Here is a 21,687-nt window from a genome sequence, read left to right as displayed (position 1 = left end):
CTCACGTCATCCAGACTACGGACGGTCGACTGCTAGCCGATCACTTTCCGGATGAGGTCGCGAGCGCGGTCAAGCAGCGAGGCAACGGGACCTAGCGCGAAATTAAGCTTCGCAGATTCCACGCCGGGGTGGGGGTGGGTCGGCGCGATGGCCTCGGCCGCCCGCACCGCAGTTGCCAGCCGCTTGAGTTCGGCGACGTCGAGTTCGCCTTCCAGATAAGGGAATTCGTCGATCTCTTCGTGCTCGGCATGCTCGAGGACCGCCTCGCGCAGCTTGGTCAGCTCCTCGATGAAGTCCTGGGAGGTGATGTCGAGTTTCTCGATCTGCGACAGCAGCTGCTTGGCGTCGTGCTCCTCTTTCAGCCGGGCGTCGACAATCGCGTGGCCGTGGTGGGCCTCGCGCCGCACCCGGGGATGCACCAGCATCTCCTCGGCGGTCTCGTGCGCCGCGAGTAGCTGACGCAAGGTCGCGAAGGGCTTTTCGCGTGCTTCGGGGTCCGACGCGAGCAACACTTCGTCGAACATGTCCTCGATCAGGTTGTGCTGAGCTTTGAGATAGGCGACGACTTCGTCGGGTGATTCGATCATCATCTCGGCCACGGCGATACCTCCGGGTAGGGGTTTGATCAATACGGGCTGGGCTGTGCACCGTTGGTTTGGGCGTACCCCGACCAGGCCCCGATAAACGTGTCAGCGCCCTGAACAGCACTTTTCGTGCGCCGCTAGGCTGGCGTGGTGGGCGCCAAAAGCCGGATCCGGGTGGCGCGGGTGTACGACGACATCGCAGCCGACGAGGGCCAGCGCGTCCTGGTCGATCGTGTCTGGCCGCGGGGCATCCGCAAAGAAGACCCGCGGGTGGGCACCTGGTGCAAAGACGTCGCGCCGTCCGCAGAGCTGCGCAAGTGGTATGACCACCGTCCAGAGCGGTTCGACGAATTCGCCTCGCGTTACCAGGCGGAATTGCGCGACAGCGGCGCGCTCGAGGAGTTGCGCGCGCTGACCGAGCACGGCGCCGTCACGCTCGTCACCGCCACCCGTGCAGTCGACATCAGCCAGGCGGCCGTGCTGGCGAAACTGCTGAAGGGCCGCTGACCCGCCGCGTGAGACCATCATGCGATGCGGCTGGGGTTGCACGCCTTGGGCATCGGTAGCGGCGCTGACCGCGCGGTGATCGACGCCGTCGCGTCGACCGCGGACGCCCTCGGGTTTGCCACCCTGTGGGCGGGCGAGCACGTGGTCATGGTGGACCAATCCGCCTCGCGTTACCCCTATTCGGACGACGGCGTCATCGCCGTGCCGGCCGAGGCCGATTGGCTCGACCCGATGATCGCGCTGGGCTTCGCCGCGGCCGCCTCGTCGCGCATCGGTATCGCGACCGGCGTATTGCTGTTGCCCGAACACAATCCGGTAGTGGTGGCTAAGCAGGCGGCGAGCCTGGATCGGTTGAGCGGCGGTCGGCTGACACTGGGAGTCGGAGTGGGCTGGTCTCGCGACGAATTCGCAGCTCTCGCAGTGCCATTCGAGCGCCGCGCCGCGCGGACCGCCGAATACGCCGCGGCCATGCGGACGTTGTGGCGCGACGACATTGCCTCGTTCACCGGGGAGTTCGTGAGCTTCGACTCGATCCGCGTCAACCCCAAGCCCGTTCGCTCGCGTCGCATTCCCATAGTCCTGGGTGGCAATAGCGACGCGGCACTGCGACGGGTGGCGGCCTGGGGAGACGGCTGGTACGGGTTCAATCTCGACGGCGTCGCCGCGGTGCGGGAGTGCATCGGCAAGCTGAATGAACTGTGCGACGGGCTGAACCGTGACCGGAGTGAGCTGCGGTTGGCCGTGGCGCTGCGTAGTCCAAGTCCTGAGGATGTCGATGAGCTCACCGCGCTCGGTGTTGACGAATTGGTGCTGGTGGAATCCCCGCCGGCACACCCGGGGCAGGCCGCCGACTGGGTATCGGGGCTTGCCGATCGGTGGATGACAAAACCGCATTAGAGCCGGCTGGCCGGGGAGTAGGCTGCCCGGTTGACATGAGTGACCCCGAAGTAATCCTGCCCCGGCAGCTGACCGATATCAGCGCCGAGGTGCGCGCCATTCCACCCCCGCCGATACCGCATTTGCCAGAGCCATACGGCATGCGTGTGGCCGACCCGGATGCCGACGCTGAGTTGATCAGCGAGTGGATGAACCGGCCGCATCTAGCCGAATCGTGGGAGTATCCCTGGCCGGCCGAGCGTTGGAGTCGTTACCTGCGTGCGCAACTGGAGAGCGGCTTTTCCCGGCCACTGGTTGCCAGCCTCGATGGGGTGGACCGCGGATACGTCGAAATTTACCGGGCGGCAAAGGATTCCATCGCCAGCCGATATGAGTACGATCCGTACGACCTGGGTTTGCATGTCGCGGTGGCCGACTTGGATTACATGAGGCAGGGGCATGTCCGGTTGTTGCTGCCGCACTTGGTGCTCAGCGTGTTGACGCTCGACCCGCAATGTCGCCGGATCATGTTCGATCCCGACCACCGCAATACCTTGGCGCGTAAGTTTTGTGAGAGCGGCGGTTGCGTATTCCTCGGCGAGCACGACATGTCGAATCGACGAATGGCGCTGTATGCGTTGCCCCGCACGCCCGACGATGTGCCGCGGCTTCGGCAAAACTGAATCTTTGCGTGGATTGGGGGAGTAGCCATGTGGGCTCGGCTCGTGGTGGCGCCGTGGTGGGTCCGCTGGCTGGTGAATGCCTCCGTTCTGACGGTCGTGCTCTTCGCGATGCTCGCCTGTGTCATTCCCGATTTCGTCCGCGGGGGCTGGGTGTGGCCGTTCCTATGCGTGCTGGGCGCCAGCTTGATCATGGCGGCGTTGATGACGTTTGCTCAGAGGCCCGTATTCCAAAGCTATAAGCCGGCTGTCGCCGGGTTGAGCCTGTCGCAGCGCAAGCACGCCATTCGGGCGCTGCGAACCGGCGAGGCTCCAGCCGAGCCGCAGGTGCTGGCGGCGGCGGTCCGCATCGGCAACCTGTCGAGGGCCTACCACGGTCGGGTGCCCGACTGGCAGCGGAAGGTGGCCTGGTGCATCCCGGCGCTGTGGGTCGTCGCCGGGATCCTGGAATTCGTCGGCCACAACGCCCGCGCCGGGATCACCTGGATGGTTCCGGCGGTGCTGGTCGCGGGTCGGATGGCCTGGGCCACTTACCGGGTGCGGCGGCTGCCGCAAGGCCTCGAGCGGCTGCGTGCGGCTGCCGACTCGAGCCCGGAGGCGCTGTCGACGCTTGAGCAGGCGCAGGATTCCGTTGCCGGACCGCCGGCTCTGAAGATCCGGCTGGCTTCAATGGCGGTGATCCTCGTTGCCGTCATCGTCGTATGCGTCGTGGTGTACCAGCGGGCCCGGCCCAGCCCGGACTGCCGTACCGCGGACAAGGTCGTCAACTACATCCACGACCACCCCGACATGCTCGACGGGCGGTTGATCTCCCCGGACGGCCCGGGCCTGGACAAGTACCAGGGCTGGTCGGATCAGCTGGTCGCCTACTCGCGCCAGGTGTCGGCGCCCGACCTCGCGCCGCATCTGCAGCGCATCGCGCAGATCTCCGCTGACGCGGTCTCGGTGGTGGCGGAGGTACGGCGAGACCCGGCGATCAATCAGTCGACCCACGAACTACTCGTTCGGCAACTGGTTTACCAGGGCATCGTCGGACACCTGATCGACGAGGACAAGGCCCTCATCCCGCCTTGCCACCACCACTGACCCGCCTCAGTAGTCGAGCTCGGCAAGGGTGATGTCGCCCAGCCGGTGTGAGTCGTCGAGCGAGAGCGCCGCGGGAACCATCTCACTGGTCACCAGCCCGTGGCGCCCCGTCAGCTCGTCGACGACGTCGAAGCTGCGCGCGATCGAATCCGGTGTGTCGACGATGATCGTGGTCACCGGCAGCCGCCGTGCGAGCTGAAACACCTTGTCGCCGTGCGGTTTATGGTCTCCGTTGAATCCCCAGATGCCGCGCAGCACCGTCGCGCCCCGCGCGGTGCCCGAATGCAGCAGTCGCTGGACGAGCGCGCGGTGAATCGGCAGCCCGTCGTGGGTGACGGTCTCGTCGGTGTAGACCATCAGCTTCTGCCACAGGGTGCGGCCGTGGTCATCGGTCAGCGGCAGCTGCTGGGGCCGCGCGAACACCTCACCGTCGCGTTTGCACAACCGCACCCGCTCGACGGTCAGCAGCGGGTTGGGCGTCGCGGCGGCCAATTCCGTTGCGGCGGCCGATACCTGCGCCGTTGACCCGATGGCGATGATCATCATCGGGACGTTGACGTTGCGGCCGAAAAATTTTGCGCGGTAACGCTCGCCGTGCGCCGTGCCATCCACGCCGAGAAGCGTGATGGCACCGGCGAATCCGTGTTGGTGCAGCAGCTGGCAGACCGCGTAGTACGCGGCCTTCCCGGCGATGCGCTCCTGGCGGCCCACATAGACGGTGAGTTTGGCGGCGTCGCCGTTGTGGGTGTCGAAATTCTCCAACGCGCGGTGCTGCCGGGTGACCAGTCGCGCCCGCTCCAGCGTCACCAGCCCGCGGCCGGTCATCGCGGCGACTTCGTCGACGACCGAACGGATTTTCGGCTCCACGTCGACCGCCGCGATCGCCACGGCCGGGTCTTCGGACAGGCTCAGCGAGACGTCCGTGCGCAGTTCGTGGCTCGCCCCGAAACTGGCGATGCCGCGCAGCATCACGCTGGTCGCCACGTCGTTTGAGCCAAAAACGTCGAACATCGCGTCGGCGAGGAAGCGTGCGTCGTTGCCGACGACGCGTTGGCGTTCGCCGAAGTACGCGGTCAGTTTCAAGCAGGGCTGGTTCATAGTTGCTCCGCGAGCCATTGTCCGAGCAGCGCCGCGCCCATGCCGAGCACGACCGAGACGACGATGTTGGCGATCTCCGCGAACGTCCGGCGCTCTTCGCCGAGTCGCTGAGTCTCCAGCATCCAGGTGGAGAACGTGGTGTACGCCCCGACGAAGGCGGTGCCGGCCAGCAGCGCCGCGTCCTTGCTCAGGGCCAGGCCACCGAGGAATCCGAGCAGCGCGGCGCCGCTGATGTTGACCACCAGCGTGCCGACGGGAAACGGCCGTCCCGCCCGGCGGGTCACCGTGCGGTCCACCAAGAACCGTGTCACCGAGCCGACGCCGCCGATGAGCACCACACCGGCCCAGACCAACACCGTCGTCACGAGCGCACTCTCGTCCGGCGCACCAACGCGGTGGCCACGTGCACGGCCAGCAATCCCACCACGATGCTCGTCACCGTGTAGCCGGCGGCCAACGCCCAGTGCCCATGCTCGATCATCTTCAGCGTTTCGACTTGCATCGTGGAGAAGGTGGTCAGCCCGCCACAGAATCCGGTGCCCAGCAGGGGACGCCGATAACTCGACAACGGCAACCGCTCCAGCAGCCGGGTGGTGAAGTAGCCCACCAGAAAGGCTCCGACGATGTTGACGGCGAACGTCGGCCACGGCCAGGTCGACGGGTCGGCGTCGCCGAGCAGGCTCAGGGCCGCACGGGCCAGCGCGCCCAGCGCACCGCCGGCGAAAATCGCGGCGTATTCGCGATAGTCGTGCTGTGCCACCCGCCCGCTTCCCTTCGTGCGCAAATGCTGCGCCTTGCAGCGTAGAGCCAAGACTTACCGGGGGGTGAACGCGGGAAGTACCCCCGAAGACCGAAGCGGCGCGGCGCGGCGGACGCGGGCACAATCGGTAACTATGGCTCACCCGCGCGCCGGTCAGCCGGCCCTGCCCGAAGACCTCGTCGACCTGCCCCACCTGATCACGGCCTACTACTCGACCCAACCCGACCCGGATGACGTCGCCCAGCAGGTGGCCTTCGGTACGTCCGGCCACCGCGGCTCGGCCCTGGACGGGGCCTTCAACGAAGCCCACATCCTCGCGATTACCCAGGCCATCGTCGAATACCGCGCCGCGCAGGGCACCACGGGGCCGCTGTTCATCGGCCGTGACACGCACGGCCTTTCCGAGCCCGCCTGGGTGTCGGCCCTGGAGGTCCTGGCCGCCAACGACGTCGTCGCCCTCATCGACTCGGCGGACCGCTACACCCCGACGCCGGCGGTCAGCCACGCGATCCTGGCCTACAACCGGGGGCGCAGCGAGGCGCTGGCCGACGGGATCGTGGTGACGCCGTCGCACAACCCGCCGCGTGACGGCGGTTTCAAGTACAACCCGCCCAACGGTGGACCCGCCGATACCGACGCCACCAACGCAATTGCCAAGCGCGCCAACGAGATTCTGCGGAGCGGCGGGTCGGGAGTCGAGCGGATTCCGTTCGCCCGCGCTATCAAGACCGCCCAGCGCCACGACTACCTGGATGCCTACATCGACGACCTGCCGAACGTCGTCGACATCGACATCATCCGCAAGGCGGGGATACGGATCGGCGCCGATCCGCTGGGCGGGGCCAGTGTCGACTACTGGGCGGCGATCGCCGAACGCCACCAGTTGGACCTGACCGTGGTCAATCCACTGGTCGACGCGACGTGGCGATTCATGACGCTCGACCACGACGGCAAGATACGGATGGACTGCAGCTCGCCGAACGCGATGGCTGGGCTTCTTGGCGCTGTGGCCGCCAACCCGGACCGCTATCAGATCGCGACCGGCAACGACGCGGACTCCGACCGGCACGGCATCGTCACCCCCGACGCCGGCCTGTTGAATCCCAATCACTACCTGGCGGCCGCCATCGACTACCTCTACACACACCGGCCGTCCTGGCCCGCGGGCATCGCTGTCGGCAAGACGGCGGTCAGTTCCTCGATCATCGACCGGGTGGTCGCCGGCATCGACCGCAAGCTCGTCGAGGTGCCGGTCGGGTTCAAGTGGTTCGTCGACGGCCTGATCGGCGGCACCATCGGGTTCGGCGGTGAGGAGTCGGCGGGGGCGTCGTTCCTGCGGCGCGACGGATCGGTGTGGACCACCGACAAGGACGGAATCATCTTGGCGCTGTTGGCCTCCGAGATCCTGGCGGTCACGGAATCCACTCCGTCGCAGCGGTATCAGGAGTTGGCCGACAAGTACGGCACCCCGTTCTACGCGCGGGTCGACGCGCCCGCCGATCGCGACCAGAAGGCCCGGCTGTCGAAGCTCTCGCCCGATCAGGTGGCCGCCACCGAGCTGGCCGGAGAGCCGATCATCGCCAAGCTGACCGCCGCGCCGGGCAACGGCGCCCCGCTGGGCGGACTGAAGGTGACGACGGCCAACGCATGGTTCGCCGCGCGCCCGTCGGGCACCGAGGATGTCTACAAGATTTATGCGGAATCTTTCAACGGCCCCGAGCATTTAGCGGAGGTGCAAGAAAGTGCGCGCGAGGTAGTCAATAAAGTCATTGGGTGACCCTTTCTCTCCGCAGTGCCCGCCCGGGGGGGCGCGGGTCGCGTTCGATCCGGCTACCGCGTGAAGTTTGGATCCTTAGCTGGGCAAATATCATGGTCGCGCTCGGTTATGGGGTCATTTCACCGGCGCTGCCATCCTTCGCCCGCAGTTTCGGGGTCAGCATCAAGGCGGTGACTTTCTTGGTCACCGTCTTCTCGTTGAGTCGGCTGTGTTTCGCACCGATCAGCGGGCAGCTGGTGCAGCGACTGGGGGAGCGGCGGATCTACATCAGCGGCATGCTGATCGTCGCGGTCTCCACCGCGGCGTGCGCGTTTTCCGAGGCCTATTGGCAACTGATGGTGTACCGCATCATCAGCGGCATCGGTTCGACGATGTTTTATGTCTCGGCACTGGGCCTGATGATCCACATCAGCCCGCCCGATGCGCGGGGACGGGTGGCGGGCCTGTTCATCACCTCGTTCATGGTGGGCGCGGTGGGCGGCCCGGCGGTCGGCGCCCTGGCGGCCGGCTGGGGGCTCACCGCCCCGTTCATTGTGTACGGCGTCGCACTGCTGGGTGTGGCGGTGGTGCTGTTCTACAGCTTGCGGAATTCGGAACTGACCGCGCCCGGACCGCCGACACGTTCCACGGTGACGATGCGAGAGGCGTTGCGGTTCCGCGCCTATTGGGCGTCGCTCGGGGCCAACTTCGCGACCGGCTGGTCGGCGTTCGGCCTTCGCGTCGCCCTGGTGCCGTTGTTCATCACCGATGTCATGGGCCGTGGCGTCGGCATCATCGGCATTGCGCTCGGGGCGTTCGCCGCAGGCAACGCGGTGGCCATGATCCCCAGTGGATACCTGTCCGACCGGATGGGACGGCGCACGTTGATGATCGTGGGCCTGGCGCTGTCCGGAGTGGCCACCATCTTCTTGGGCGCCGCGTCGTCGTTGCACGCGTTTCTTGGGGCGGCGTTTGTGGTCGGCGCGGTGACGGGCATCTACATGTCACCGATGCAGGCCGCGGTCGCCGACATCCTTGGCAACGAGGCGCGTGCGGGCGCCCCGGTGGCGGCGGTGCAGATGATGTCCGATTTGGGCGCCATCGTCGGCTCGATGACGCTCGGTTGGGTGGCCGAGCGGCTGAGCTACGGCTGGGGCTTCGTCATCAGCGGGATAGTTCTGCTGATCGCCGCGGTCGGTTGGGTGGCGGCGCCGGAAACCCGGACGGTGCCCGACGCCGAGCCCGATCCGCTGCCGTCTCCGCACACCTCGAACCTGCCTGAGCAGCAACTTTGAACCACGGTTACCCTTGGTGTAACTTCGATGGGCACGACTTGGGGCTATGGCGCAGTTGGTAGCGCACCACACTGGCAGTGTGGGGGTCAGGGGTTCGAATCCCCTTAGCTCCACCAGGGAGAATGCGGTTCTGGGCAGACTATTCTGAGCCGTTTGACGACAATTTTGACGACAACGGGCCCGTCTTTGACGACAGCGGGCTCGTCGAACCATCGCCAACATGTGCGAACAGGGAGCCCATCGAGTCCAGCGCGTCACGTTGCACCGCCTCGATCACCTCGACGTAGGTGCCCGTGGTCACCGTGATCGAGCTGTGGCGCAGAATCCGTTGCACCGTCGCAGGCTGGACGCCCATCGTGAAAAGCAATGTGGCGCACGAGTGGCGAAGATCGTGGACGCGTAGCTGGGGGACGTTTGCTTTCTCGCACAGCTGGTGGAACATTCGATTCGCATTCCGCGGTTCGATGAAGCTGCCATGGGAAGTCGTGAAGACCAACCCCGTCTCGCGCCATCGCGAACCGGCTGTAAACCGTTCTTGGAGCTGTCGTTTGCGGTGCCCTCTCAAAATGGTCACCAACGGGGTTGGTATGGGCAGCACCGCGATCGATGCGTCGGTTTTCACAGGGTCCAGTCGCAGTTGCCCGTCTACCCGATGCAGTGCCTGCCGGATTGTCAGTCGCCCTTCCCCGAGATCGACGTCGGCCCATGCGAGACCGAGTGCCTCACCGCGCCGCAGCCCCATCGTCAACGCGACGGCCCACAGTGCGTACAGCCGGTGCTGCTCGGCAGCTTCGAGAAAGCGAAGCGCTTCAGCACGGGTGAAGCTTCGAACCTTGCGATCATCGGTCACCCGCAGCTGCACAAGCCGCGCGACGTTTCGACTGAGCAGCTCCTCGTCGACGGCATCCTGCAGTGCGGCGCGTAGAACCCGAAGGATATGGCGGATCGAACTGGCCGACAGAAAGGCCTGGCAGCATTCCGGGTTGGCGAGCGCGCAGCACCGAGGCTTTTTCCTAGCGGCATCCCTGCCATGGGCGCAGCACTGACATTTCGTACGAAGCTCGCTCAGCCATGCCCGGATATCGGATGCCTGTAGCCTTTTCAGCTGTCGCTTGCCTATTCCGGGCACGATGTGAAGGCGGACGTCGCCCTCATAGGTGGCGTAGGTTGTTCGCCGAATGCTGGGCGCGGCAATCTGTTCGAGCCAATACGACATGTACTCGGCGACTGTCAACGTCGTCGTGGCAACCGGAATACCACGACGCCGTTGATCGCGCAACTTATTCAGTTCGTTGAGGGCGTCCCGCTCGGTATCGCCGTAGACGCTGATCCGCTTTCGCAGCCCGTCGGGTGTGTCAACAAAGAACTTGCCCTCCCAGCGGCCGTCGGCGCGACGATAGACGCCGCCCTCCCCGTTTGCGTTGCGCTTTGCTCTATGCCGTGCGACCATCACGCGACCCCGTCGATAAGGCCGGCGACATACTCGTCAAACGACTTTCGGACGATCCGCCGGCACCGACCGATCTGCACGGACTTGATCTGTTGATCCCAGATCAGCCGGTAGATCATCCATCGGCTAACGGCGAGTCGGTTGGCTGCAGCCTGCACTGTGATGAGTTCTCCGCGGTCCGTCAACATGGACCACCTCACCAACTTTGCTTTTGTTCGGCCCTGAACATCTCGGGGCCATCTGTGTCGTTGTTAGTCATGGGACTCCGCGCCCTGGAATGTCTTCTTGTGCTTGGAGTCGTCTGGCAGCCCGACAGCCGCAGATCGCTGAGCCTTGGATGATGTCGGGCCGGGGCGGCGATACCGCGTTCCCGCTTAGCCGCCCAGTCGTGCAGCGTCGAGACCGGAACTCCGGTCATCGCTCGAACATCATGGGCGGTGAGCATCACCGGACCGTCACTCACAGCAGCCATAATCACTCCGTCTCCCGCCGCTGGTACTGGCGGCAGGTCATACCGAGATCATGAAGCATGGTCCTCGATCTCCGCTACCAACAGCGCGACATTCGATAGCAAATAAACCTTCGGGTGCAGTCGGGGGCACCGGCGCCGGTCCCACTCGAGGTTGAGCCCGCGGGTGCGACAAGCTATGACACTGCTGGCCCGGCGATTCGGTTCCCCTTGTTGTGTCGCCGTTGAGCGCACCGTCGCGGTCATCACCGCTGCGTGCCTCGTAGCGACACCGCCGGCGATCAACGCCACGTAGGCATCGGTCATCGCTTCTTGGGCTGCTCGTCGGAATCCGCTCTCTCTCGGAGAGAGTCTCCAAGAGAGCGTGCGCTTTTCCCATGATGTCCAGGGCGGCTTCGGTGGTGGACAACCGTTTGCTCATCCGGGCGTTCTCCCGCGTGAGCCGGGCGATCTCGGCTTGCTCGGCGGTGAGCCTGCCGACCCTTTCGCCGGGCCGTTTGCCCGCGAGCACCCCGGCGTCGCGCTGCTTGCGCCACTCGCAGATCGACGACGAATACAAGCCCTCCCGCCGCAAATAAGCGCCACCCTCGCCGTGTTCGCACGCCAGCTCGTAGCCGACAGATGGGCAATCTTGTCCGACGCGGTGAACGCGCGACGCCGCCGCGGCCCATCAGGTCTCGGGTGGGTTGGATCCATCCGTTCATTGTGGTTCACCGAAGTAATCGTGGAACTGGTCATGATCTGCCGATCCGTATCTCGCCCTGCGTCAGACCGATTTGCTCTGAACCAGTGGACTCAAATCACCCTGACACGCAGGGTGTCCACTTGGAACGTTGGCGAAGCTCAAGCATCGCGCTGACCTGTGAGCCGTGGGCCGGGGTTTGCGACGGTGCCTTGTGCCGTGAGGCGTGGTGACCCGCGTCTGCTTGGCTGCCTGCGGGCCCGCCTCATCTGGATGTCGAGTCCGGCGCGAAGCAGCGCTTCCCGCATGGCATCTGCGATTGCCGGTGATTGTTGCGCTGCAACAAACTTGATCGTTTCTGATGCGGCGAGCGCAGTGACTTTGTCAAGGGCTGTCCGTCGAGCCAGCCGTAACGATATTGCGCTTCCGGCGTCGTTGTGTCGATCCTCCAGGAGGATTTCTGCGGCGTCGGCGCCGCTGTCCCGGTTCGCGTGGGCGAACTCAAACAACGCACGATCCAGCGACCGGAATTTGGACCAGCCTGCGGCGTTCATCCAGTCTCGCGGAGTGGTCAATGACACAGTCTCCAATGTTCTGGCGACGTCAGCGTTGATGTGCCAGGTTCGCAATCGAGCGGCCTGGTGCAGCGTGCACCTCAGTATCCCCATGGCACGGTCATCTTCTTCGAGCCAGAGCCAGTATCCGGAGCGGAGGGTCGACGATATCAGCATGGCGGCTGCGGCGATCTCCGATCGGGGCTGATTCCACCGTGCGCACAAAGCGGCGAACTCGGCGGTCACGACGTACGGCGACATATGGTCGAAGTGTTGGGCAATGTGTAAGTGCTTGTCTGACAGCTTGAGATCCTGTGCGTGGGCGGCTTCTGTAAGAAGGAACCGCGAGTACCTGTGTGCGGCAAAGGCGAGTTTTGCGAGCTCTTGACGTGTGTAGCGCTGAGTGTGCGATCTCGCCGCGAGAACGTTGTGGTAGTCGGTGTACAGCTTGGCGGCATAGTCGATATTGAGGGATTCGGCAAGCTCAGTGCGCACCAGCGGTACGAGGGCCGGGGTCAGTCGTGCGACCGGCGACTTCCGTAGCAGCAGTTGCGTTTCCGATGCGCAATGGGCGAATCGTTCCTCCGGCGCCGACATGGTCCTGATTTCCTCGGCTTTGTCAGGATCTCCTAACGCTTCACACACCGCTGCTGCGGCGAGTCGCATCTGAATGATGCAGAGCGCCAGTGCATCTGAGAGAGCATCTGCGGCACCGCAAGCATCCGGCGGCGGGCGCTCTGGGTCGAGGTTGTGCAGCGCTTCCCACCCGACCGCGGCTTCAGCCTGTTTTGCCTCGATGAGCTCGCACAGCCCGTGGTACACGCTGGCAGGGCATATTGCCCGATCACCATCGATTTGCACATGCTCATGGTCCCTTTCGATGAAACCTGTTGTGCGCGGCTCGTCTCCAAGATCGTCGAGTTTTTCGTGGACCGCGACGTCGGCGGTATATCGGCTCAGCCTTCTCATGGCGCGTTGGGTCCACGCTCGCGCGATGAACGACTCAATCGGCTCGTGAGGTCTGCGCCCACTACTGGCAGCCATCGCAAGGAGCACCGTCCAACGACCCAGCTGCTGTCGCAGAACAATTGCCGCGCCAGCAACTTGCCCAACGAGGATCAACCGAATAGCCGTGACGGCACTGTCCATGCTCCAAGCGAGGTGAGTCGGCCAAGGACTCTCGTGCGGGAGATGTAGCTGTGCCAGGGAGGCACCTCGGTCCGCGTAGACCGTATCCAATTCGTAGATCGACAGCAGATGAGTAAGGCAGCGGTCCATCGATAGTTGAAGGGCCGCAGGGAGATTGTCGATCCGAGTCGAGTGACGACCTAGGAGTGTCTCAATGAGTCGCGCCGGGCCGCGGGCGGCGATGCGTTCATACTCCTCGACGGTTGGTTGGACGTGCCGGGCGCGTCGTTCGCCCTTTCGCCTCGCACGCTCCGCTTCTTTACGTGTCGGTTGCAGGAGACCAAGCCTCCGCTCGAGCTTGCGGCGGCTCTTGCGTCCCATATCTTTTACAGTCCTCCGACTAATGGCTGCCACACTGAGCGATTCCCATCATGCGTTGTCAGCGGGCCTGCCTCCATTACGCCGCCGCTCGCTGTGCTCAGTGATGAAGCGGCCGATCTCACGGAGAGCCGGCTGAGCGATGACCTGCTTGACCAGCTTGATCGGCAATGCGTCGGGCGTGCAGAGCGGCAAGAGCGAAGCGGAACGCATCCCGACGGGCTGCCGACGAGTGTGCACTTCGGGTCGCACTGTCCTTCCATGGCCGGAGCGTAAAGCGCAGAGCGAACAGCCGTCTACCACAACAACGCAATTAACTCGCCATGAGAGGCGACATCGTCTGCAGAGCGCCGTTGTTCGTTGTCGCGACTCTCATTGCCGACGCTTCACGGCGGCTCAGCGTGTCGGTTCAAAGAGGACATATTCCGCCAGCGCAGAATGGCAGCATGGACGATCTGGTACCTACCGGATTGGTGGCCCGGGTGTTGGACCGGCACTTGCGGCTGCCAGCGAGCTGGGATGACGCGGAGCGGCGGGAGTTCGTCGACGAGGCGGCCCAGGAGGTTGCACTGAGAGTGGTTGAGCTGGCCGACGATTGGGCTGATCGGGCGGTTACGCAATGGGGCCAGCAGCACTGGCGACTACCTGATTCCGAAACCCAGGCCGAGCTGGTGCGCGAGGCCCGAAGATCCGCGTTGGTGACGGTGTTGTGCGATGTGCTGCCCGATGTGCCGGTCGCCGACTTCTTTGAGGTTGGCCTGACGGGTGTCAACATCAACTGAATGTCGATCGGTTGTCGGCGTGGCGCCTGCCCACGATTCGACCGGAGACGGCATAGCCGCCGAACTTGATGCTGCATTGGCGTCGATCTCGTTCGGCTAGCACGCATTGCACGCGTCGAGATCGTTCGCGATTCAGGTCGCAAAGGCAGCAGCCTCGGTCACTTGCTTCCCAGCCCTCTACTGGGCCAGCGTGGTCAAACCTCCCGTCGGTCAAGCACGCCAACAGGGTACTCGGGCCGGTGACGGAACGAATTTCGTCACGCCGCCGGCGCCAGCGTGCCGCGTCGCCAGCTGGGGCGCCGGTCTGCGAGGTTCTCAGTTGCATCATCCGGGCCGCCACGTTGCTGATCACTCCATTGGCCTCGGGCGCGAGCTGGGCGACCCATGATGCGATGCTGCGGCCGACGGTTACGGCGATCGTCTCGATCGGCTACAGCCCTTAAAAACCTTGCTCGATTGCTTGCGTTGCGGGGTTCACGCGGTCACCAAGCCAGCAGTGCAGACGGCACACAGGTGTAGGCGCTTGCTTAATGCGCGTATTCCTTTGAGGTTTGACATCGGCCTCATTGGCCGCCGCGTCGACATGACTGCGGCGTCGGGGTAGCGCGGTCGCGCTCGCCCGCTGGGAAGAACGCGCCGCGCGGGCGGCGGGTAGTGAAGCGCGCGCCGGCGCGGCGGCGCGGCTGTGGTGCGGTTTGCGGCGCCGCGAGCGCAGGTCGTCAGCTCCTGCGGTTAGGTCAGCAGACGGGCGGCGTGGAGCGCAGTCAGAAGACGCACGGCCGCAAGCACGGTGGTGTCGTGCTCACCGCGATGCAGTGTGCCGGCGGCTGCAGCATCGGCGAGGCCTTCAAGCACAGCGCGGCACGCACGTGGCGAGGCAAGGACGATCGCAGCCGCCTCGGCGGGGTTTGGTGGTGGCGCGGGCTGCTCGATGATGTGGTCGCGATACTCGACGCGCCACACTGGTTTTTCGACCCGCTCGATGCGCAGTCCGATGGCTCCTGAGCGTGCAGCGCGGCGCTCTTCGTAGGCGGCCCGGCGGCATGCCTGCGAGCACCACAAGCGTGGACGACCTTTACCGACCGCCGCGGGCAGCTCGGCACTGCAGCGCGGGCAGACGGGCGGGTTGGCCACGGTGACACGCTACTGCAATTTCGTACGGACGAAAAGCTGTTATCAAGAAGTGACCTTAATGCAAGAGGTGTGTGGTTCGTGGGCTGGTCGAAAACGGTTGGTGGCGGTGCGCTGTGGGGAGCAGGCTGTGGGTGTGGAGCGGGTTATGTTGGTGCAGTGGGGGACTGGGAAACGTGGGATGTGGACAAATGGGGACACGGTGATGTTGTGGGTGATGGTAGAAACGCGAGTTGAGCGCGCCGTAAGGTGCGGCCATGGCGAATATCAACTCGAAAACCGAAGCGCGCAAAAAGGTTCGCGAAGCGCAGGCCAAGGCCAACGAGGCTCGGCAGGAACGTGAGCGGCACAACGTCGATGACGCGGCGTCGTTTCTGGTCGAACTGGGCCGGCTGGCGGCCGTCGACGAGTGGGAGCAGGGCCGTGTGGCCGAGATTCGCGCAGAGGGCGAGCGGCGACGTCACGAACACCGCCAGGAAGGCGCGGCGGCGGTGTCGCGCATGCTGGATCGGGGCGAAACCCTGACCGCGATCGCCGAACTGGCCGGAATCAAGGTCAGCGAGGTCCGCGCGGTGCTCAAATCAGCGGGTGCACAGCCGGTCGCGCCGCCGGATGCACTAGGTGCGGCCAGTCCGGCGACCGACGCGCCGCAGAACGCGGGCCAGGGCGCCGCAAGCGCGGCCGGTGACGCGGCGCGGCCGGTCGGTGTCGGTGGAAGTGCTTAACGTGAGGGCGTGTGAGGCGGAGGCGCGGCGGCGTTGTGGGTCGATCCCGCGGTGCACGCTGGCGAATGCCGGCGCTTCGATTCATACGGTGTGAAGGGCCCCGGGGCAGAGGACCGCGATTTATTCACCGGCGGGACGGGGCCTGATACTTAGCGGACTCCTCCGCGAGACGAACTCGGCAGAGCGAACGTGGTCGACGCCCCCGGATCACAACACTCGATCAGCGCCTTTCGGTACCTCAAGAGTGTGCACATCGATCAATCTGCTGATATCGCTTGCGGTCACGATACCGACCAGTTGGCCACGGTCCATCACGAGCGCCCGGCTGCCGCGGCTCGGCGCGAGCCGCTCCAGCAAGGCTGTGAGCGTCTCGTGCGGTGCGGCAGTGACGACTTGGTCTATTGGCATGGCAGCATCACGCACCAGGGTGGTGCTGCGTTCGCCCGGAGCCACCTGCCGCAATTGCGTTAGCGTGATCAGTCCTACGATGGCGCCACCGGGGCCTTGTACCGGATAGGCCGAGTGGCGGTCGCCGAGAACGTAGGACTGGATGAAGTCCTCCACCGAGATCGAGCCGGGAGCAGTGTGCGGGCGGGCGGTCATCGCGTCGACGACGCGGATGCCGGAAAGGGACTGGCGGGTCACAATCCGGTGTTCTTCGCTCTGCGCCGCGGAGAGCAGAAACCATCCGATGAACACGGTCCACACGCCGGACAGAATCGATGCGGTCATGAACTCGAACAGCCCGAGCGCGATGAGTGCGTACCCGACGATGCGGCCGCCGCGAGTGGCGCCGAGCTGACCGCGGACCTTGTCGCCGTGCCGGCGCCACAAGTAAGCGCTGAGCACACGGCCGCCATCCAAAGGCGCACCCGGCAACAGGTTGAACAGACCGAGTAACACGTTGATCCCGGATAACCACCACGCCACGCCCACAGCGATATTCGCGACCCCTAATTGCCGGAACACTACGGCAACGGCTGCAAAGACTCCCGCCAGCGCCAGGCTTGTCACCGGACCAGAAACCGCGATGCGGAATTCTGTTCCCGCGGTCTGTGCTTCGCCCCCTAAGCGAGTAACGCCGCCGAACAACCACAGCGTCACATCAGACACCGGCACTCCGGCGCGACGGGCGACGACCGCATGCGTCAATTCGTGCGCCAGTAATGACGCCAGCAGCACCGTCGCGCCAACTGCGCCGGCAATCCAGTAGGTCGGTGCCGAATGACCGGGCGCAGTGTCGGATAGCGTGCTGGCAAGGCTCCAGGTGAACAACCATAAGATGACCAGGACGCTCCAATGGACGCCTAGGCGGAAGCCCGCCACCGTTCCAAGGCGTATGTTCTCAGCCACGTTACAACTCCAGATCTGTTGTTGGACAATAGAATGCGCGGGTATCCCAACTAACGCCAGCGGCTTCCAAGCTTTGCATCTGCATCGCTAGCGGGCGACAAGCAAGGAAAAATCGCTGTGGCGCGATGCGAACGCTCCCGTTGGGCCAACAAGCTGGCGCAATTCGCAGGCTTGGTTTGCGCCGACGACCACCAATTGAATGCTTTTCGCGTGCTCAGCGAGATGGGTGAGGAACGTACCGTAAGCGGTAATGGTGCGAACGTGGACCTCAGGATAGTGCGGCGTCCGAACCGCGACATAGCGATCAAGTATCGCCTGCATCCGGCGATCATGCTCGTAGAGGATGCGATCATTCTGGAGGAGATCGAATCCCGATCGGTAGGCCGTCATCAGTACCAGCGGAGCATTCCTCCGTTTGGCCTCCTCGAAAGCCCACTCCAAAGCAGGATCATCGTCGGGTGATCCGTCGACGTGGGCCACGATCGACCGACCGTCAGTGATGTCCTCGTCGTGGTCGCCTCTTAGGACCGCCACCGAGCAATGGGCAGACTGCACCAATCCAGCTGCAGTAGAACCAAACCCAGTGTCAGAGCCATTGCCGGATCCGGTGTTTCCAATGCATAGCAGTCGCGTGGAGTAGGTAGCGTCGATCAATGCCGGCAATGGGCGGCCCTCGACGATCTCCATCTCGACCTTGACTGGCTTTCCCATTGCCTCAATCGCGGCATGCGCGTTGTGAACCGCTTCCTCCGCCGCCACTAGTACTTCACGGGTTTCCCGTCGGTTGGCGTTGGGGCTCAGTTCTCTGATGTAAAGCAGCCGCAGTGGGGTATCTGTGTCAGCTACCTCGTCGACGGCCCATTGCGCCGCCCAAAGAGCAGCCTGCGATCCGTCGATCCCGACCACGACCGACTTCGGCGGATAATTCTCAAACATCTGCGCTCCCAGGTCTCGACGGTCCTACAAACCACTACCGAGAACGTTATTAGTCGCGTCACGGCTGTTCAGGAGGCGATAGTCCTCACTTGAAGGTCCGTTGTGCCCCTTTTCGGTCGCTCGTGTTCACCTCGGCGGGTACCGCCCATGGTGTTATCGCCTAACGTGGTTCGAGGTCCCTGACGCAGATGCCGCCGACGAGGTACGAATTCCAGCGATAGCAGAACGAGCAGCGCGGCCGGGATGTGTCGCATCGACAACAGCACATAACGGCGTTGATCGAATGAGTGGAACTTGCGCAGGTATCGGTACAGCGATTCCAGCTTGATCAGCGAATGACCCAAGTGGATAAGACCGTAATAGATGGTTTCGATCGGGCTCCGGTTCTTGTTGTCGAAGATTTCGGGGAACGCGGCGAAGGCCAGCGAAAGTCGGTTGCCACCCTTCTCTTTGGTGTATGCGATCATGTCGACGCTGAGTCGCTCGTCGACGCCGTTTGGTGCTCCGGGTCGGCGCCATGGCACATCAAGGCTCACGTCGCTACCTTGGCCGGATGTCGCATATCGGTGAAACGCTTGCAGTCGGCCGTATCGGTCTCGCGCGATAATCAGCTTGATACCTGGGTAGCGTCCTTCGAGCGCGTGGTCGAGAATCATCGAAAAGCCGCGCTCGGCATGGGCTCCGCGGTGCGAGGCGTTGAGCACCTCCGCCAACTCGTGCGCTAGTGCGCTGTCAAGTTCCTGTTCGGCGACCACCTCGGTGGTGATCCCGGCGTTATGTGTGCGCCGGACTGCCTGGCGCAGGTTGCGGTACTTCCGCCCAACCATGTTGAAGCGCGACACGTCGACCACGACATCGCGTCCGATGGGCACCGGTCGCAACGACTGGCCGATAACGCCGGCTTTCTGCCATAATTTAAGCCACCGCTCACTGCAGCCCAGCACGATGATTCGCCAGCCGCGACTGTTGCACATTGCGGCGAAGTCGCTTGCCAGCTTGGGAAAAGCGTTGTGCGCGCCGATGGGATCACCGCTGACCACTGCGAAGCCCAGCCGTGCGCGATAGGCGATGGCGGCATCGCCGTTGGTATTGAAGTAGTAACTTTTCATCGACTGCATCGCGAACGGGGCAAGCGGATCTCCCTGGGTCGCCTCGATTAGCGCCCATATTCGTGGCAGTGCAACAGGATCAGGCCGTGATGGCATCGGCCATACGAGTATCACCGCGGCGCCGACGACTAGCCCGTTGCCGAGCAATTCAGATGACAGCAGGTGCGAACCTACGCCGGTGAAAAGTACGCCCATCGCTGATGTGGCGTGGCTAATGGTTACTGGACGACCCATACGGATGCCTCTTGCGACCAGCATCGCCGCCAGCAAAAGCGATAGTGACCAGCTCAGTCGACTGGTGCTATACCACTCGCCGACCCGATGATCGCATGCCACCATCACGGTCAGCAGGGCGAGCGCGCCGACGAGTGTCACCGTGCCGATCCATCGCATCGGGCGCGAGTCGAAGCTGACCATCACGCGCGGGCCGGCGGGGACCGTGGCTAGGCTTGCCGCATCCATCGCTACCTCCTACTCGTGCGTGGGTCTATCGAAAACGTTTGACCAGCCGCAGCATTCAGCGTGGGCCCAAGACATGGGTGAGCTTTTCGTCGGGTAGGCCATTGGGACAGCCGGATCGTGAGGCGGTCGACTCGCGTGTCAGGAACCCGGTGAGTTCTCCGATCGCGGTCATCAAAGGGGCGGGAAACACGATGGTCGTGTTTTTCTCCACCCCCAGTTCCGCCAGGGTCTGCAGATTCCGTAGTTGTAACGCCAGCGGGTGCTGCATCATGGTGTCGGAAGCGTCACCAAGCGCCGCGGCGGCGCGTGCTTCACCTTCGGCGGCAATGATTTTAGCTCGCTTCTCTCGTTCGGCCTCGGCCTCGCGCGCCATTGCTCGCTTCATGCTGTCCGGCAGTTGGATGTCCTTGAGTTCTACTAGGGTTACTTCCACACCCCATTCCACGGTCGTGATATCGAGAATTTGGCGGATGTTCGCATTGATCACTTCTGTCTGGGCGAGTACCTCGTCGAGCGAGTGCTGCCCGACGACGTTGCGTAGGGTGGTTTGGGCAATTTGATCAATCGCCGCATGAACGTTTTCGATGATGACGACCGATTTGCGAGCGTCGACCACGCGAAAGTACGCGACTGCCGCGACATCGACGCTGACGTTGTCGCGGGTGATGATGCCCTGAGATTGGATCGGCATAGTCACGATGCGCATGGAGACCCGCCACAGTCGGTCGATCACTGGGATGATCAACCGCAGTCCGGGTTCGCGAACCGCGATCACCCGGCCGAGGCGAAAGTGCACACCGCGCTGATACTGCGACACCACCCGAATCGAGCCGGCCATCAACAGCAGTGCGACGATAAGCACGAAAATGGTTATAGCTACTGCATTCTGACTCATGGTCGACTACCGTTCGTTGATTTGTTGAAGCTTGTGGGGATACAAGATCACGCTGCATGCGGCAGATCGGGGGTTGAGCTTGCCGCTTGCGAGATCGACCTTGGTGCGGGCGTCCAGCCGACGTAGGTCAGATAAAGCCCGATCAGCGCGAAGCAGACGCACACCGAGCGCCACAGCGCACTTGCCCCGAGCACCGAGTTCGCCATCGACATGAAGGCCGTTGGGAACGCCAGCAGAAAGAGCCCACGCAGCACCAGAAGCCAGCCCATTACAGAAACGATGACTGCCGCGGCTCCTCGCCAGTACTGGTGAAGCGCAACGATGATAAAGCCACCTCCTAGTATGAAAGCGCCTGCCACCCAGGGCCATACCGGATTTGCGCCGAAGTCTGTGGCTAGTGCCCGCACGTCTGAGGCACGCACTACAGCGGTGACACAAGAGATGACGAGGAATGGGCCGAGGACCCGAGCAAACATGCGTGTGCTGCGCTGCGACTCTTGTGAAGAACTCATTGCAATACCTCCACTTGATGCCGGCCCCCGATCGAAATGGCAGCCCTGGCTCTAGATTTGAGATTCTCGGGGCCGCGCTCCAGGCCGTGGTTCGGTTGGCTGGCCGGCGTCTGCGCCGCCGCTAATCCACTGCCGTGCTTGCTCGAGCTGCTCACCGGGAAAATGGCGCACCTCGGCGGACACAAAGTGCGACGCCAGCCGCTCGACGACATCTCCGATGTGTGAATTGGTGACGATCGCCAGCTTCTTGACGCGCTTATGATGGTCCCGGACGAAACGAAAGTGGGTGACCATCGTTCCGAAACTGTTCCAACCCGGGAATTCCGGGGCGTCGATGATGAGGCCGGCGAGATCACCCGTTGCCTCGATCTGGGTGTCAACCACACTGGCAAGTTCAGTGAAGTCGCTTTTGTCCAATGCGGACTTGGGATGCACCAGAAGGGTGGAATGCGCGGTATCCAGGTCGTATTCGATCATGA

22 protein-coding genes and 1 tRNA gene are annotated in these 21,687 nt (G+C 63.8%); 10 read left to right on the top strand and 13 right to left on the bottom strand.

What is annotated here, in order from left to right; translation table 11 throughout:
• Positions 1-32 precede the first annotated feature (32 nt).
• Positions 33-590 (bottom strand): hemerythrin domain-containing protein, encoded by a 558-nt coding sequence (locus MRAB57_RS00470; protein ID WP_425436797.1) that lies wholly within the window; start codon positions 588-590, stop codon positions 33-35.
• A 144-nt stretch (positions 591-734) separates the two neighbouring features.
• Here MRAB57_RS00470 and MRAB57_RS00465 point away from each other — a divergent pair, with 144 nt between their 5' ends.
• Genes MRAB57_RS00465 through MRAB57_RS00450 form a run of 4 tightly spaced genes read left to right on the top strand, consistent with a single transcriptional unit; the run spans position 735 to position 3,733 of the window.
• The gene (locus tag MRAB57_RS00465; RefSeq protein WP_077090296.1) at positions 735-1,091 is read left to right on the top strand and encodes a DUF488 domain-containing protein; all 357 of its coding nucleotides are present in this window, start codon (positions 735-737) and stop codon (positions 1,089-1,091) included.
• A gap of 24 nt (positions 1,092-1,115) precedes the next feature.
• On the top strand, positions 1,116-1,988 hold the full coding sequence (locus tag MRAB57_RS00460; RefSeq protein ID WP_077085812.1) for an LLM class F420-dependent oxidoreductase: 873 nt from the start codon (positions 1,116-1,118) through the stop codon (positions 1,986-1,988).
• Positions 1,989-2,023: 35 nt separating this feature from the next.
• Positions 2,024-2,650 (top strand): GNAT family N-acetyltransferase, encoded by a 627-nt coding sequence (locus MRAB57_RS00455; protein WP_077085811.1) that lies wholly within the window; start codon positions 2,024-2,026, stop codon positions 2,648-2,650.
• 27 nt (positions 2,651-2,677) lie between these two features.
• Positions 2,678-3,733 carry a hypothetical protein gene (locus tag MRAB57_RS00450; RefSeq protein WP_077085810.1) on the top strand — a complete coding sequence of 352 codons (1,056 nt, stop codon included), beginning with the start codon at positions 2,678-2,680 and terminating at the stop codon, positions 3,731-3,733.
• Positions 3,734-3,739: 6 nt separating this feature from the next.
• On the opposite strand, the gene MRAB57_RS00445 is transcribed toward MRAB57_RS00450, so the two are convergent.
• From MRAB57_RS00445 to crcB (MRAB57_RS00435), 3 genes are read right to left on the bottom strand one after another with little or no spacing between them, the layout of a single operon-like run.
• A complete protein-coding gene (locus MRAB57_RS00445) occupies positions 3,740-4,831 on the bottom strand; it encodes a DUF190 domain-containing protein (protein WP_077085809.1) in 1,092 nt (363 codons plus the stop codon).
• Positions 4,828-5,196: a fluoride efflux transporter CrcB gene (gene crcB, locus MRAB57_RS00440; RefSeq protein WP_077085808.1), complete on the bottom strand. Its 369-nt coding sequence runs from the start codon at positions 5,194-5,196 to the stop codon at positions 4,828-4,830. The genes MRAB57_RS00445 and crcB (MRAB57_RS00440) overlap by 4 nt, the downstream gene beginning before the upstream one ends.
• Positions 5,193-5,591 carry a fluoride efflux transporter CrcB gene (crcB, locus tag MRAB57_RS00435; protein WP_077085807.1) on the bottom strand — a complete coding sequence of 133 codons (399 nt, stop codon included), beginning with the start codon at positions 5,589-5,591 and terminating at the stop codon, positions 5,193-5,195. Before crcB (MRAB57_RS00435) ends, crcB (MRAB57_RS00440) begins: the two co-directional genes overlap by 4 nt.
• A gap of 133 nt (positions 5,592-5,724) precedes the next feature.
• Here crcB (MRAB57_RS00435) and pgm point away from each other — a divergent pair, with 133 nt between their 5' ends.
• The 3 genes from pgm (at position 5,725) to MRAB57_RS00420 (ending at position 8,758) form a co-directional block, all read left to right on the top strand.
• Positions 5,725-7,368, top strand: coding sequence for a phosphoglucomutase (alpha-D-glucose-1,6-bisphosphate-dependent) (pgm, locus tag MRAB57_RS00430; RefSeq protein WP_077085806.1), 1,644 nt, complete (start codon positions 5,725-5,727; stop codon positions 7,366-7,368).
• Positions 7,369-7,415: 47 nt separating this feature from the next.
• A complete protein-coding gene (locus MRAB57_RS00425) occupies positions 7,416-8,642 on the top strand; it encodes an MFS transporter (RefSeq protein ID WP_157900676.1) in 1,227 nt (408 codons plus the stop codon).
• Between the two features lie 40 nt (positions 8,643-8,682).
• Positions 8,683-8,758, top strand: a tRNA-Ala gene (locus MRAB57_RS00420).
• Positions 8,759-8,781: 23 nt separating this feature from the next.
• On the opposite strand, the gene MRAB57_RS00415 is transcribed toward MRAB57_RS00420, so the two are convergent.
• From MRAB57_RS00415 to MRAB57_RS00400, 3 genes are all read right to left on the bottom strand, one after another.
• A complete protein-coding gene (locus MRAB57_RS00415) occupies positions 8,782-10,092 on the bottom strand; it encodes a tyrosine-type recombinase/integrase (protein WP_083743565.1) in 1,311 nt (436 codons plus the stop codon).
• A complete protein-coding gene (locus MRAB57_RS00410) occupies positions 10,092-10,280 on the bottom strand; it encodes an excisionase family DNA-binding protein (RefSeq protein ID WP_077085803.1) in 189 nt (62 codons plus the stop codon). Before MRAB57_RS00410 ends, MRAB57_RS00415 begins: the two co-directional genes overlap by 1 nt.
• Positions 10,281-11,404: 1,124 nt before the next feature.
• Positions 11,405-12,946, bottom strand: a complete 1,542-nt coding sequence (locus MRAB57_RS00400; protein WP_216823719.1) for a hypothetical protein — start codon at positions 12,944-12,946, stop codon at positions 11,405-11,407.
• Between the two features lie 803 nt (positions 12,947-13,749).
• On the opposite strand from MRAB57_RS00400, the gene MRAB57_RS00395 reads away from it, so the two are divergent.
• The 3 genes from MRAB57_RS00395 (at position 13,750) to MRAB57_RS00385 (ending at position 15,941) form a co-directional block, all read left to right on the top strand.
• Positions 13,750-14,085 (top strand): hypothetical protein, encoded by a 336-nt coding sequence (locus tag MRAB57_RS00395; protein WP_077085801.1) that lies wholly within the window; start codon positions 13,750-13,752, stop codon positions 14,083-14,085.
• Positions 14,086-14,838: 753 nt separating this feature from the next.
• Positions 14,839-15,090: a hypothetical protein gene (locus MRAB57_RS00390; protein WP_077085800.1), complete on the top strand. Its 252-nt coding sequence runs from the start codon at positions 14,839-14,841 to the stop codon at positions 15,088-15,090.
• A 383-nt stretch (positions 15,091-15,473) separates the two neighbouring features.
• Positions 15,474-15,941 (top strand): RpnC/YadD family protein, encoded by a 468-nt coding sequence (locus MRAB57_RS00385; protein ID WP_077085799.1) that lies wholly within the window; start codon positions 15,474-15,476, stop codon positions 15,939-15,941.
• A gap of 207 nt (positions 15,942-16,148) precedes the next feature.
• Here MRAB57_RS00385 and MRAB57_RS00380 read toward each other — a convergent pair whose 3' ends face one another.
• The 6 genes from MRAB57_RS00380 to MRAB57_RS00355 form a co-directional block, all read right to left on the bottom strand.
• Entirely contained in the window at positions 16,149-17,294 is a 1,146-nt protein-coding gene (locus MRAB57_RS00380) for a site-2 protease family protein (protein ID WP_077085798.1), read from the bottom strand.
• 87 nt (positions 17,295-17,381) lie between these two features.
• Positions 17,382-18,230, bottom strand: a complete 849-nt coding sequence (locus tag MRAB57_RS00375) for a universal stress protein (RefSeq protein WP_077085797.1) — start codon at positions 18,228-18,230, stop codon at positions 17,382-17,384.
• A 68-nt stretch (positions 18,231-18,298) separates the two neighbouring features.
• Positions 18,299-19,801, bottom strand: a complete 1,503-nt coding sequence (locus MRAB57_RS00370; RefSeq protein ID WP_077085796.1) for a bifunctional lysylphosphatidylglycerol flippase/synthetase MprF — start codon at positions 19,799-19,801, stop codon at positions 18,299-18,301.
• 55 nt (positions 19,802-19,856) lie between these two features.
• Positions 19,857-20,696, bottom strand: a complete 840-nt coding sequence (locus MRAB57_RS00365) for a slipin family protein (protein WP_077085795.1) — start codon at positions 20,694-20,696, stop codon at positions 19,857-19,859.
• 47 nt (positions 20,697-20,743) lie between these two features.
• A complete protein-coding gene (locus MRAB57_RS00360) occupies positions 20,744-21,208 on the bottom strand; it encodes a hypothetical protein (protein ID WP_077085794.1) in 465 nt (154 codons plus the stop codon).
• A 51-nt stretch (positions 21,209-21,259) separates the two neighbouring features.
• Positions 21,260-21,685: a SpoIIAA family protein gene (locus tag MRAB57_RS00355; protein WP_077085793.1), complete on the bottom strand. Its 426-nt coding sequence runs from the start codon at positions 21,683-21,685 to the stop codon at positions 21,260-21,262.
• Positions 21,686-21,687: the final 2 nt, after the last annotated feature.

Source organism: Mycobacterium rhizamassiliense, from assembly GCF_900157375.1.
Taxonomy (GTDB): domain Bacteria; phylum Actinomycetota; class Actinomycetes; order Mycobacteriales; family Mycobacteriaceae; genus Mycobacterium; species Mycobacterium rhizamassiliense.
The sequence above is the reverse complement of the archived record's forward strand: the minus strand, read 5'-3'. Positions and strand labels throughout refer to the sequence as shown.